The 12,896-nt window shown below is 61.0% G+C and carries 8 protein-coding genes; 3 read left to right on the top strand and 5 right to left on the bottom strand.

What is annotated here, in order from left to right:
- Positions 1 to 109: 109 nt before the first annotated feature.
- Together O5O48_RS09765 and O5O48_RS09760 are read left to right on the top strand one after the other, a co-directional pair.
- Entirely contained in the window at positions 110 to 1,894 is a 1,785-nt protein-coding gene (locus O5O48_RS09765) for a molecular chaperone (RefSeq protein WP_228245179.1), read from the top strand.
- 60 nt (positions 1,895 to 1,954) lie between these two features.
- Positions 1,955 to 4,024 carry a GGDEF/EAL domain-containing response regulator gene (locus O5O48_RS09760; RefSeq protein ID WP_269686883.1) on the top strand — a complete coding sequence of 690 codons (2,070 nt, stop codon included), beginning with the start codon at positions 1,955 to 1,957 and terminating at the stop codon, positions 4,022 to 4,024.
- A 44-nt stretch (positions 4,025 to 4,068) separates the two neighbouring features.
- Here the strand turns inward: O5O48_RS09760 and serB are convergent, their stop codons facing one another.
- Positions 4,069 to 5,280 carry a phosphoserine phosphatase SerB gene (gene serB, locus O5O48_RS09755; RefSeq protein ID WP_228245177.1) on the bottom strand — a complete coding sequence of 404 codons (1,212 nt, stop codon included), beginning with the start codon at positions 5,278 to 5,280 and terminating at the stop codon, positions 4,069 to 4,071.
- Between the two features lie 162 nt (positions 5,281 to 5,442).
- Between serB and O5O48_RS09750 the strand changes: the two genes are divergently transcribed.
- Positions 5,443 to 6,990, top strand: a complete 1,548-nt coding sequence (locus O5O48_RS09750) for an AhpA/YtjB family protein (RefSeq protein WP_269686882.1) — start codon at positions 5,443 to 5,445, stop codon at positions 6,988 to 6,990.
- Positions 6,991 to 7,007: 17 nt separating this feature from the next.
- Here O5O48_RS09750 and parC read toward each other — a convergent pair whose 3' ends face one another.
- The 4 genes from parC to parE are packed head-to-tail and all read right to left on the bottom strand — an operon-like array spanning position 7,008 to position 12,786.
- Positions 7,008 to 9,293 (bottom strand): DNA topoisomerase IV subunit A, encoded by a 2,286-nt coding sequence (gene parC / locus O5O48_RS09745; protein WP_269686881.1) that lies wholly within the window; start codon positions 9,291 to 9,293, stop codon positions 7,008 to 7,010.
- A 51-nt stretch (positions 9,294 to 9,344) separates the two neighbouring features.
- Positions 9,345 to 9,824 (bottom strand): retropepsin-like aspartic protease family protein, encoded by a 480-nt coding sequence (locus O5O48_RS09740; protein ID WP_228245362.1) that lies wholly within the window; start codon positions 9,822 to 9,824, stop codon positions 9,345 to 9,347.
- Positions 9,825 to 9,865: 41 nt separating this feature from the next.
- The gene (locus O5O48_RS09735) at positions 9,866 to 10,891 is read right to left on the bottom strand and encodes an esterase-like activity of phytase family protein (protein ID WP_269686880.1); all 1,026 of its coding nucleotides are present in this window, start codon (positions 10,889 to 10,891) and stop codon (positions 9,866 to 9,868) included.
- Positions 10,891 to 12,786 carry a DNA topoisomerase IV subunit B gene (parE, locus tag O5O48_RS09730; RefSeq protein ID WP_088273420.1) on the bottom strand — a complete coding sequence of 632 codons (1,896 nt, stop codon included), beginning with the start codon at positions 12,784 to 12,786 and terminating at the stop codon, positions 10,891 to 10,893. Before parE ends, O5O48_RS09735 begins: the two co-directional genes overlap by 1 nt.
- Between the last annotated feature and the right edge of the window lie 110 nt (positions 12,787 to 12,896).

Genomic DNA, 12,896 nt, shown 5'->3' with positions numbered 1-12,896 from the left:
CTGCTAGAGTGTGTTTTCGGAAGGCTGTTTCCCCCACTGAGCCACGGAAGACCGGCACACCCCGTGGGCCGGAATCAGGCCATAGACGCTTGTACTGGATACGACAGTTATGGATAGCACAACGCAAAAGCTGCATTTGCGGATACCCCAGCAGACACTCAGCAACCTGAGTTTTGCAGAAGGGTCCGAGAAAGGCATAGCCCAGTGGCTAGCCAACCTGCCAAAAGCCAATATCGGTGAAACGGCGCGCCAGCTCTATCAGGGACTGATTGAACTGAACCAGTACGACGTGCCTGCCGACAAGCGCCTGGCCATGCTGGAGCGCATTCGGCCCGAGGTGCACTATGTCTGCACCGCCCTTTCGCGCTACTACCTGGGCCAATCGATTGTGCTCGAGGACAAGCCGCGCAAGGTTGCCAATCTGTCCCAGTCGCTGCAGAACCACCTGGCCAACGGCTACAAGATCATCGTTGCTCAGGAGCGCAGCATCAAATCACGCGATCACGCCAACCTGATGACACTGGCCCTGCAGCGATCAATCCGCGGATTGTGCGGGCCACTTCTGCGTGCCTTCCAGCTTTACTGTCCGGTAGCAGATGGGGTCTGGCTTGAGTTGCACCAGCTGTACCAGCTTGCACGCAAACGCAACCTCCACCAGACACCGGTACCGGACAGCGAGAGCGCTGACCGCCGCCCCCTGAGTATCGAACAATGCTATCTGGTCGCCCTGCTGATGGGCGCGAGCCGCCCCAATCAGATGCGCCAGAGCGCAATGGGTCGCCTGTTTGCCACTCTGGAAGACTGGAGCCGTTATGCACGGCTGGTCTCCCCGGAAGACTCGAAGGCACTGTTCATCATCAACCCTGACATGGACTGCCCGCCACGTTACAAATCGCTGATTCGTGGCGAAAGCCTTGACCACAGCCTGGGACTCGACACCCGCAAGCTGGTCAACGGCATTAAGGAATTCATGACCACCGGCAGCGACTACCGGGGCGAATTGCACATCCCCAGTGTTCTGGGCGTGGAATTGCTGCAGCACGTCAGCCAGTCCTGGGGAGACCTGGCCGAGCGCACCTTCAACCGAATCCCGAGCCAAGGGCACCTGCGTGTCAGCATTGGCATGAGCGCGACTCACTACCGGATTTCCGGCAAGAGCTTCGCACGCATGATCGACGCCAGCGATGCCGAGCTCAATCCGTTCTCGGACGCGGCGCAGCGGGCCCGTGAAGGCGGCTGGAGCAGCGCGTTTGATGGTGGTGACTCGGTAGAGTGGCATGCCGCCGGCGTCGAGCAAATCAACTACGGCAGCAACTCGGAAGAAGCCGAAGAGGGTGACGAGCAATATCCGATCCACAACCTGCCGATTGTCAACCACAGCCCCGGCGGCTTCTGCCTGACCTGGCCGAAAGAGGTTCCAAAACAACTGCAGGCAGGCGAACTATTGGGTATCCAGGAAGCAAACGAACAGGACTGGAGCCTGGCCGTCGTGCGCTGGATTCGTCAGGTTCGCGGTGGTGGCACGCAGATGGGCATCGAACTGATTGCACCGCACTGCATACCCTGCGCCGCCAAGCTGATCCGCAAGACGGGCGAACCAAGCCAGTACCTGCGTGCACTGCTGTTGCCCGCCGTGACAGCGATCGACCGCCCGGCCACCATCATCACCCCGCGTCTGCCATTTCAGGTCAACAGCAAGATCAACATTCTGCAGGGCGGAAAGGTCGAAAAGGCAAATCTGAGCAATCGCGTCAGCGCGACCGGCAGTTTCAGTCAGTTCGAGTATCACCTGATCGAGCAGGAGACCGCTGGGACCAGCCAATCTGAGACGGGGCGCGCATCTCTGACCACTGGCCCCGAGGATGACTTTGACTCACTCTGGAAGTCTCTGTAGATTCAAATTCCTTGATCTGTAAGGGGCCATTCAAACCGGCCCTGCACCCCCCGGAAGACCATGGCCAACGACAACCAAGCCATCAAGCTGCTGATCCTCGACGACTCCCAGAACAATGCCGAGCGTATGGTCAGTCTGCTGCGTAATGCAGGCCACGCCACACGCGCCCACAGGGTTACCTCCATCGAAGATCTGCAGGAATGCCTGCAGCAGAACTGGGATATCTGCCTGGCCCAGACCGAAACCAGTTACATGACGGCGGAAGACGCCATCACCCTGATCAAACGCCAATCCAGAGACATCCCGTTCATCCTGCTCAAGCCCGAAATTGATCTGGAAATGCGCACCGAAGCGCTCCGCAGCGGCATGACCGACGCAGTCCCGCATGATGCCGACGTACTTCTGACCCTGATCGTCGACCGCGAGCTGGCCAATCTGAATGCGCGCCGCCAACGTCGCATCGTCGAACAGACCCTGCGCGAAGCCGAGAAGCGCTGCCAGCTGTTGCTGGACAGCTCCGTGGACGCCATCGCCTACGTGCATGACGGCATGCATATCTATACCAACCGTGCTTACGGCGAGCTGTTCGGCTATGAAGATCCGGATGACCTGGCAGCAGAACCGATGGTGGGGCTTATCGATGGCGATGATCAGGGCGCCTTCAAGGATTTCCTTCGCCACTACGCCAGCCAGGGTGGCCAGAACGAGATTCGCTGCAAGGCAGTGGACAGCAGCGGCAAGCGCTTCCCGGTGGTCTTGAACTTTTCTCCAGCCAGCTATGACGGCGAACCCTGCACCCAGGTCGTCATCCGGGCAGAAACGGCCAGCAGCGACTTCGAGGAAAAACTCAAGGCGATGGCCAGCCGTGACTTGGTGACCGGCATGTTCAATCGCGCCTACTTCCAGGAGCAACTGGATAGCGTGCGCGACCAGGCCGTTCGCCAAGGTCAGCCAAGTACCCTCGTCTACCTGAGCATAGATGGCTTCAGCAGCCTGCAAGCCGACATTGGCATCGGCGCTGCCGACCTGCTGCTGACCGATCTGGCACAGATGCTCCGTACCCATTTCAGTGAAGACACCCTGATGGCGCGCTTCGCCGACGACGCCTGCAGCATCCTCATTGAGGGCCAGGAGCCCGAGGCGGCCACAGAGCAACTCGAAGCCTTGCGAACCAAGATCGAGACCCATCTGTTTGAAACCAACGGCCGGACAGTTCGGATGACCGTCAGCATGGGTGTCGCATCCATCAGCGAAACCAACGCCGATCCGGTCGAAGCCATTGATCGCGCACACCGCCTCGCCGAGCAACTGGGCAACAGCGGCGGCAACGGCATCAAGGTGTTCAACCCGCTGGAAGAGCTGGCACTGCAGGCCAACCGCGGCAACCTGATTGCCCTGATCAGACACACCCTGGAAACCAACGGCTTCCGCCTGCTGTTCCAGCCGATTATCAGCCTGCGTGGTGACGAAGCGGAAAACTACGAGACCTTCCTGCGCCTGTTGAACCATGAAGGCGAGGAAGTACCAGCGGCCGACTTCCTGCCAGCGGCCCAGGAAGCCGGGCTGGCACTGGAGATTGATCGCTGGGTAATCACCCAGGCAGTCAAGCTCCTCAGCAATCATCGCGGACGCGGCGCCGACACCCACCTGCTTCTGAATCTGAGCGGGGCAAGCCTGCAGGAAGCGGACATGGTGGAATGGATTGCCGGCAAGCTGAAGGAAGCCAGGCTGCCGGCTGACGCCATCATATTCCAGTTCCATGACGCCGATATAAACACCTACCTCAAGCAGGCCAAGGTGCATACCGAGGCACTGCACCGCATGCACTGCCGGGTCTCCATCAGCCATTTTGGCGGCGCACTAAACCCGTATGCGGCGCTGAAACATGTGCACGCAGACTACATCAAAATCGACGGTTCATTCACCCGCGACCTGTCCGACCCGAAAGCCGTAGAGACGCTCAAGGGAATCATCAACTCCCTGCACAGCCAGGGCAAGCTGACCATTGTGCCCTACGTCGATAGCGCAGCCATGATGCCAACCCTCTGGCAGGCAGGTGCCAATTACATTCAGGGCCACTACCTGCAGCCACCCAGCGACAGCATGAACTACGACTTCTCCGCAGACTGACCCTGCACCGGGCACCGCCATCAGGACGGTCCCGGTGCACGCTGCTACATGCCGTCGCGGTCGCGAAAGCCCAGCAGATACAAGATGCCGTCCAGCCCCAGTGTCGAAATCGCCTGCTTGGCCGATTGCTTGACCAGCGGCTTGGCCCGGAAGGCGACACCCAGGCCGGCAATCGACAGCATCGGCAGGTCGTTCGCCCCATCGCCCACAGCGATAGTCTGCTCCAGACTGATTCCCTCCCTGGCGGCCAGTTGACGCAGCAACTCGGCCTTGCGCTGACCATCGACAATCGGCTCCTGCACCTCGCCGGTGACCAGCCCGTCCTCTACCGGCAGCGCATTGGCATAGACATAATCGATACCCAGACGCTGTTGCAGGCGCTCGGCAAAGTAGTTGAAGCCACCGGAGAGGATGGCCGTCTTGTAGCCCAACCGACGTAACTGGGAAATCAGCGTTTCGGCGCCCTCGGTCAGCCGCAGCGATTCGGCAATGCTGTCGAGGGTAGACACCGGAAGCCCCTTGAGCAGGGCCATCCGCTCGCGAAAACTGGCGCGAAAGTCCAGCTCGCCACGCATCGCCCGTTCGGTAATCTCCGCTACCGCCTCGCCAACGCCTGCCGCCTTGGCCAGCTCGTCGATTACCTCTGCATCAATCAGCGTGGAGTCCATGTCGAAAACGACCAGACGACGGTTGCGACGGAAGATGCTGTCCTGCTGGAAGGCGATATCGACATTCAGCTCCTGGGCGATGGCAAGAAACTCCGCACGCAGCGCTGCCGGATCGTCCGGCTCACCGCGCACCGAGAACTCTATGCAGCCCTTGCCCTGATCCTCGGGCAAGCCCTCCGGGATACGGCCGGACAAACGGTCAATATGGTCGATATTGAGGCCATAGCGCGCAGTAATCTCGCTGACCCGGGCAATGTGCTCGGCAGTTACCCGGCGAGCCAGCAAGGTTACGATATGACGCGCCTTGCCCTGCCCGGTGACCCAGCGGCTGTACTCGTCCGCACTGACAGGGGTAAAACGTACCTGCTGATCCAGCTCGTAGCCTCGGAACAGCACTTCTTTCAGCACATCGGAACTACCGTGATCGGCTGGGATCTCGACCAGAATGCCGAAGGACAGCGTGTCATGGATGACCGCCTGACCAATATCGAGAATATTGACCTGCGCCCGGGCGAGCAGCCCGGTGATGGCCGCGGTAAGACCCGGGCGATCAGGACCGGTGATGTTGATCAGAACGATTTCCTTCAAGACGCTCGCTCCCAGTTAAAAGTGAGGCACCTATTCTACCCGCATTTGCCCAACACCTCACAGATCAGCCTTTTGCCCCATATAGGGAATGGCTATACTCGCGAAACCGGCAATGTCCCGTCTCCTCCGAGATCCATACCTGCGCAACCATAGAGCCCCGCTTTGAGCCACAAGACGCCATCCCACGAAAATCTGTTCCTGCGCTGCTATGCCAACCTGCGCCGCCGCTCACCGACGCTGGCCGGCACGATGCCGCTGATGGTGGTCGCGCCCCTGGTCCTGATCCTGGCGCTCATCCTCTGGCTGGGCAAGGTGCAGTTACAACAGGATGTCGCCCAGCAGGCCGACCGCGTTGGCAGCACACTGGCGCGTCAGATAGCGGCGAGTGCCGCCGAGCCACTGGCAGCGGAAGATCGCTTGAGTCTCAACATCCTGCTGGCCCAGTGGAACCAGAACCCGATGATCGCCCACGCCAGCCTCTACTCACCGAGCAATCGCCTGATCGCCGAGGCTGGCAGCGAACCGCCCCGCCAGCAGCGTGCACCCGGCCAGGGGAAATACATTGCGGCGATACATCTGCAGGATCAGCTCACCGGCCAGGTCCAGCTGACACTGGCAGCCTCGCCATTCATCCAGCCCGCCAACCTGATGCTGGAGCGCCTGATCTGGGGCCTACTGCTGATTGGCTGCGTCGCCGGGCTTTTCGCCTGGCATCGCGGCCGCGAACTGGCGCGTCAGCTCAACGCCCTGGCGCTGTGGGACAGCACCCCCGTCTACCCGGCACCTGCCTGCAAACGCAACGATGAACTGGGTGAACTGTCACGGACGCTGCTCAACAATCGCGGCCTTATGCCAGAGCCAGAGCCAGAGCCAGAGCCAGAGCCAGAGCCAGAAATAATGGCCGAGCCCGAGCCGTTAACCGAACCGGCACCGATTACCAGCGCACCCGCACTCAACACCGGTGCCATCCCGATACTGGTGCCTGACGCGCCGCAGGACGACGATGACGCCGCAGACTACCCGCAAACACCCGCAGACTCGCAGTCAACGAGCGACAGCGATGGCGAGGCCGTCGAGCATGGGCAGACTGCAGGGGAAACAGAGAGCGAGACCGAAGCAGAGTCCGAAGCACCGCTTCAGAAACAGGGCTTGCTGGCAGTGCGCCTGGGTAACCACGACGCCCTTCGCCGCCTGCCCCGCGACCGCCTGATGAGACTGCTGGAACGCTACCGTCAGCAAGTACAGCATGCCTGTCAACTCTACGGTGGAGAACAACATACCCTGCACGATGGCACCAGTATCGTACTGTTCCGAGATAGCACAGGGGATGGATCAGAACTGAAACACGGATTGTGCTGCGGCGAACTGCTGCGCGTGCTGGGCCATGATCTGCAGATCGAGATTGCCGACACCGGTATCGCGCTGCATCTGCAACTGGCGCTGGGTCATGCGGCCGGCCTTGAAGGGATGAGCGATGAAGCCCTGGGGCAGCATTCGGCCTGTCAGCAGGTTATGGAACACCTGCAGCACAGCCGTAACCTGCTGCTGGTGGATGCCGAACTGGCCGCCAGCGAAGGCCTGTCGCAATGCGCATCGGCGCGGCGTCTGGCAAGCCAGCCTGGCACCTTCTGCATCGAACGCCTGCTCGAGCCCTATCAGTCGCTGCTTGAGCGTCAGCTCAGCGCACTGTACAACCAGCGCCAGTCCTGACACTGGCGCCAGCCTCGCTACTCTGCGGCAGATTCACTGCTTGCCGCAGCTCCCAGCTCTACCGCAACCGCATCAACCTTCTGGAAGCCGCGAGGCAGCTTGTTGCCGCGCCGGCCACGCTCACCGCTATAGTGCTCAAGATCGGCCGCCTTCAGCGTCAATGTGCGCTTGCCGGCGGTCAGGACCAGCTGCGCACCCGGTGGCAACACCGCCAGCCCGGCAACGAACTCCTCACGCGATTTCACCCGCGCCGCAGGCAGCGAAATGATCTTGTTACCCTTACCCTTGGACAACTGCGGCAGGTCCTTGAGCGGAAATACCAGCAGCCTCCCCTCATTGGATACCGCAGCAAGGTGACTGCTTTGCGGATAGCGGACCGGCTGCGGAGCCAGAATTCGACCGCCGTCCGGAATGTTCAGCAACGCCTTGCCGTTCTTGTTCTTGGCCAGCATGTCCTCGCCCCTGACCAGGAAGCCGTAACCGGCGTCGGATGCCAGCAGATACAAGCCCTGCTCATCCGGCATCAATACCGCGTCAAATCCTGCCCCGGTCGGCGGACTGAAGCGACCGGTCAGCGGTTCACCCTGGCCACGCGCCGACGGCAGTGTATGCGCCGACAGTGAGTAACTGCGACCAGTGCTGTCGATGAATACCGTCTGCTGATTGGACCGCCCACTGGCCTGCGCTAGGAAGCCGTCACCCGCCTTGTAACTGAGCGCAGTGCCATCCACATCGTGGCCCTTGGCACAACGCACCCAGCCCTTCTCGGACAGCACCACCGTCACCGGCTCGGAAGGTACCAGCTCGGTTTCCGACAGCGCACGCGCTTCCTTACGCTCAACCAGCGGCGAGCGGCGCTCGTCACCATAAGTCTGGGCATCGGCAGCCAGCTCGTCGCGCACCAGCGTGCGCAGCTTGCGCTCGTCGCCGAGAATGCTCTGCAACTCGTCGCGCTCTTCGCGCAGCGCGTCCTGCTCGGCTCGGATCTTCATTTCTTCCAGCCGCGCCAGCTGACGCAGACGGGTGTCAAGAATGTAGTCGGCCTGCAGCTCGCTCAAGTCGAAGCGCGCAATCAGTTCCGCCTTCGGATGCTCCTCAGTGCGGATGATGTGAATGACTTCATCCAGATTGAGGAAGGCGACCAGCAAACCGTCCAACAGGTGCAGACGCGCCAGTACCTTGTCCAGACGGAATTGCAGACGGCGACGCACCGTGGCAACCCGGAAACCCAGCCATTCGCTGAGCATGCCCCACAGGTCCTTCACCGCCGGCTTGCCGTCGGTGCCGATCACGTTCATGTTGACCCGATAACTGTGCTCAAGGTCGGTGGTCGCAAACAGATGCTGCATCAGATCGTCCAGATCGACCCGATTGGAGCGCGGTACGATCACGATACGCGTCGGGTTTTCATGATCGGACTCATCACGCAGGTCAGCTACCATCGGCAGCTTCTTGCTCTGCATCTGCGCGGCAATCTGCTCGAGTACCTTGGCACCGGACACCTGATGCGGCAGCGCGGTGATAACCACCTCACCGTCCTCCCTGCTCCAGACGGCGCGGCAACGCACCGAACCGCGGCCGCTGGCGTACATCTTCAGCAGCTCCTGGCGAGGGGTAATAATCTCCGCCTCGGTCGGAAAGTCAGGCCCCTGTATATGCTCGAGAATCTCGTCAAGGCCGGCGCCCGGATCGTCCAGCAGACGAATGCAGGCCGCGGCAACTTCCTTCAGGTTGTGCGGCGGAATGTCAGTGGCCATGCCAACGGCGATACCGGTGGTGCCGTTCAGCAGCAGGTTCGGCAACCGTGCGGGAAGAACCATGGGCTCATCCATTGTGCCGTCAAAGTTGGGTTGCCAGTCGACGGTGCCCTGCCCCAATTCGGTCAGCAATACCTCGCTGTAGCGCGCCAGACGGGCCTCGGTGTAGCGCATCGCGGCAAACGACTTGGGATCGTCCGGAGCCCCCCAGTTGCCCTGACCATCCACCAGCGGGTAACGGTAGGAAAATGGCTGGGCCATCAGCACCATGGCTTCATAGCAGGCTGAATCGCCATGCGGATGGTACTTGCCCAGTACGTCGCCAACGGTACGTGCCGATTTCTTGTGCTTGGAGCTGGCTGACAGCCCCAGCTCACTCATCGCATAGACGATACGGCGCTGCACCGGCTTGAGGCCGTCGCCGATATGCGGCAGCGCCCGATCCATGATGACGTACATGGAATAGTTGAGGTAAGCCTCCTCGGTAAAGGACGCCAGCGAACGTCGCTCAATACCGTCCAGGCTCAGATCCAGTGCATCACTCATGCTTGTTCTCCACACAGGCGGCAGCGCGCATTGCCCTGCCTGCCAGATAACTCATTGATACTGTCGCAGCAGCAGATCACCGCCCTGCGAACGAAAATCCAGTTGCCTGAGGGCGCTCATGCCCAGCAATACCTCTTCACCCGCCATACCGGGCACGATACCGGCCTCGACGTCGTGCAACAGAATGTCGCCCAGCTGAAGCGTCTGCAGCCGCGTGGCGTAGCCCTCGGCGGTGCCGTTGGCGGTATCGACCATGAACTGCCGACCACGTGGCAACCCCAGCTCGTCAGCCAGCGCGGCAGGAACGGCGACAAAACTGGCACCGGTATCAACCAGCAGGGTCACCGCCTTGCGGTTGATCTGACCGATGAGCAGATAGTGCCCCTGCCTGTTCGGCTCCAGCCTCACTTCCACGGCATTGCCCAACTGACTCGATGCCGGTCGCTGATTGGGATTGCGCTGACGCTCTTCCACGCTGCTGAACCAGTAGGCCGCCAGCAGCAGCCCGGCCACCCAGGCCAGAATCATCATCCCGGTCCCCAGCTTGCGCTGTGAGGGTGGCAACGGCTCGGTCACGGCTGATAGCCCTCACGCCAGTCGTCAGGCAGAGCAAAGAGGAACAACCAGGGCCGCTTATCACCATCCGGACGCGCCCGGCCGTTGTTATCCAGACCGATGATGATGCCGTCATCGCTGATCAGAAGCGCTTCGGCCAATCCGAAGGGAGCGTCCGGATAGAAATACGGTTCGACCAAAACGCTCTGGGCAAAGGACCAGCAGCGCTCACGCTTGCCCGATAGCGGATTGCGGCGGCAGACCTGATGCGCATTGCGCTCCAGCGTCCACAGCCGCCCCTGCCAGAACACCAGATCAGAAAAATCCACCGGCATCACTTCTCGATTCAAAATACCGGGACCAAAGGGCTCGGTTGGCAGGAATCGACGCTCCGCCAGCAGGACACAACCGGCCAGCGGGCATTTCCATTCATCGCCCTGACGTTGCAACTTGATCAGGCCCCGCGCCTGGCGCTCGGCAGCGAGCCAAAGGGTTCCAGCCTCGGCGTCAACCGCGATGCCTTCAGCCAGCGCGTTTATCTGCTGCCATAAGCCACGCGCCTCACCTTCGGTGTAAACGGTCGCATCCAGCGTCAGCCATTCACCGGTCACCGCTTGCTCAGCCGACGGCGGCAGACGCAACACCCCCAACTGGCTTTCGCTCACCAGATAGCGGTTGCCCTCGCTGTCGCACGCCAGACCCTCGAAATCCAGTGCCGGGCCACTCAGACCGCGCAACCAGGCACCTGCAAGCAGTTGCACAGGCAGCATCGAAGGCGCTTGTGCCGGCAGCAAAAACGCTTCAACCTCAGCCTGGTAGCTGTCTTCGGCACGTTGCAGCACAAACAGACTGCTATCTTCGCGATCAGATACAGCCAGCAAGCGCCCGTCGCAGCGCTGCAGTGCAGACAGATTGCCACGCGGCATGCCATCCAGCGGCAAGGCAGACTCCAGCTGCAACTCCGGGGCGCGCTCAAATGCCAGCGCAGCACCGCTGACTGCCATCAGGAATGCGCCAAGCAGGCGCAGACGGATGCCACTCATCAAAGCAGCACCTCAGCCAGATTGCCCTTACTCTCGAGCCAGACCTTACGGTCGGAGGAGCGCTTTTTGGCCAACAGCATGTCCATCAACTGCTCTGTATCCTGCGTCTCATCGACGGTCAGCTGCACCAGTCGGCGGGTTTCCGGCGCCATGGTGGTTTCGCGCAGCTGCAAGGGGTTCATTTCGCCCAGGCCCTTGAAGCGCGTAACCTGAATCTTGCCGCGCTTGCCCTCGGCTTCGATACGGTCGAGGATGCCCTGCTTTTCGGCATCATCCAGTGCGTAGTAAACATCCTTGCCGATGTCGATACGATAGAGCGGCGGCATGGCCACAAAAACATGACCGGCTTCAACCAGCGGGCGGAAATGACGGACAAACAAGGCACACAGCAACGTCGCGATGTGCAGGCCGTCCGAGTCCGCGTCGGCGAGGATACAGATCTTGCCATAGCGCAGTTGCTCGAGACTGGCCGCGCCCGGATCAACCCCGATGGCAACCGCAATGTCGTGCACTTCCTGCGAGCCCAGCACCTCACTGGATTCCACTTCCCAGGTATTCAGAATCTTGCCGCGCAGCGGCATGATGGCCTGAAACTCCTTGTCTCGCGCCTGCTTTGCGCTACCGCCGGCGGAATCACCTTCCACCAGAAACAGCTCCGAGCGCTTGCTGTCCTGCCCGACGCAGTCCGCCAGCTTGCCCGGCAGGGCAGGCCCCTGGGTAATGCGCTTGCGCTCGATCTTCTTGCCCGCCTTGAGCCGACGCCCGGCATGGCTGATCGCCATCTCGGCGATCTGCTGACCGATCTCTGCGTGCTGATTCAGCCACAGACTGAAGGCATCCTTGACGACGCCTGATACGAAGGCAGCCGACTCACGGGACGACAGTCGCTCCTTGGTCTGGCCGGAGAACTGCGCCTCGGCCATTTTCAGTGACAGCACATAGCTGACCCGCTCCCAGATATCCTCCGGCGCCAGCTTCAGACCACGCGGCAGCAGGTTGCGGAATTCGCAGAACTCGCGAATCGCTTCAAGCAACCCTGCGCGAAGGCCATTGACGTGGGTGCCGCCCTGGGCGGTCGGGATCAGGTTGACGTAGCTTTCCTGGACCAGCTCACCGCCTTCGGGCAACCAGAACACGGCCCAGTCCACCGCCTCCTGCTTGGCACTGAAACTGCCGGCGAAAGGTTCTTCCGGCAGTTTTGGCCATTCGGCGCAGCTGTCGACCAGGTAATCGCGCAGACCGTCTTCGTAGTACCAGCTGATCTTTTCCCCGGCCTGACGGTCGTCAAAGTCGACCTTGAGGCCCGGGCACAGTACAGCCTTGGCCTTGAGCAGATGCTTGAGCCGGCTGATGCTGAATTTGGGGGAATCGAAATATTTGGCATCCGGCCAGAAGATGACCGTGGTGCCGGTATTGCGCTTGCCGACGGTACCGATGACCTCCAGCTCACGGACCTTTTCGCCATTCTCGAACGCCATGGCGTATTCCTGTCCATCGCGCTTGACCCGGACCTCAACCCGCAGCGAAAGCGCGTTGACCACCGAGATACCAACCCCGTGCAAACCGCCGGAGAACTGGTAGTTCTTGTTCGAGAACTTGCCGCCGGCATGCAGGCGGGTAAGGATCAGCTCAACACCCGAGACGCCCTCCTCAGGATGAATATCCACCGGCATGCCGCGACCATCATCGCTGACCTCAAGCGAATTGTCCTGATGCAGTACCACACTGATGCTGCGGGCATGCCCGGCGAGTGCCTCGTCGACACTGTTGTCGATGACTTCCTGCGCCAGGTGGTTGGGACGCGTGGTGTCGGTGTACATGCCCGGTCGGCGGCGCACCGGATCGAGACCGCTGAGTACTTCAAGCGCATCCGCGTTATAGGTCGAATCTGACATGGTGTGAGCAGGTATCCTTCTTGAATTTCTTCAACGCCCACCCGCCTGCCTGACTGACTGACGCCGGCCATCGGAGTGAGCTTGCATGGGGTCACATAGTATCCGGCGAG

It is taken from the genome of Halopseudomonas sp. MFKK-1, assembly GCF_027474385.1.
GTDB classification, from domain to species: domain Bacteria; phylum Pseudomonadota; class Gammaproteobacteria; order Pseudomonadales; family Pseudomonadaceae; genus Halopseudomonas; species Halopseudomonas aestusnigri.
The sequence above is the reverse complement of the archived record's forward strand: the minus strand, read 5'-3'. Positions and strand labels throughout refer to the sequence as shown.

Bases quoted from the DNA above. Each gene is read 5' to 3' on its own strand.
- O5O48_RS09765 (WP_228245179.1), top strand. From the start codon at position 110: ATGGATAGCACAACGCAAAAGCTGCATTTGCGGATACCCCAGCAGACA.
- parE (WP_088273420.1), bottom strand. From the start codon at position 12,786: ATGTCAGATTCGACCTATAACGCGGATGCGCTTGAAGTACTCAGCGGT.
- parC (WP_269686881.1), bottom strand. From the start codon at position 9,293: ATGAGTGATGCACTGGATCTGAGCCTGGACGGTATTGAGCGACGTTCG.
- O5O48_RS09735 (WP_269686880.1), bottom strand. From the start codon at position 10,891: ATGAGTGGCATCCGTCTGCGCCTGCTTGGCGCATTCCTGATGGCAGTC.
- O5O48_RS09760 (WP_269686883.1), top strand. From the start codon at position 1,955: ATGGCCAACGACAACCAAGCCATCAAGCTGCTGATCCTCGACGACTCC.
- O5O48_RS09740 (WP_228245362.1), bottom strand. From the start codon at position 9,824: ATGATGATTCTGGCCTGGGTGGCCGGGCTGCTGCTGGCGGCCTACTGG.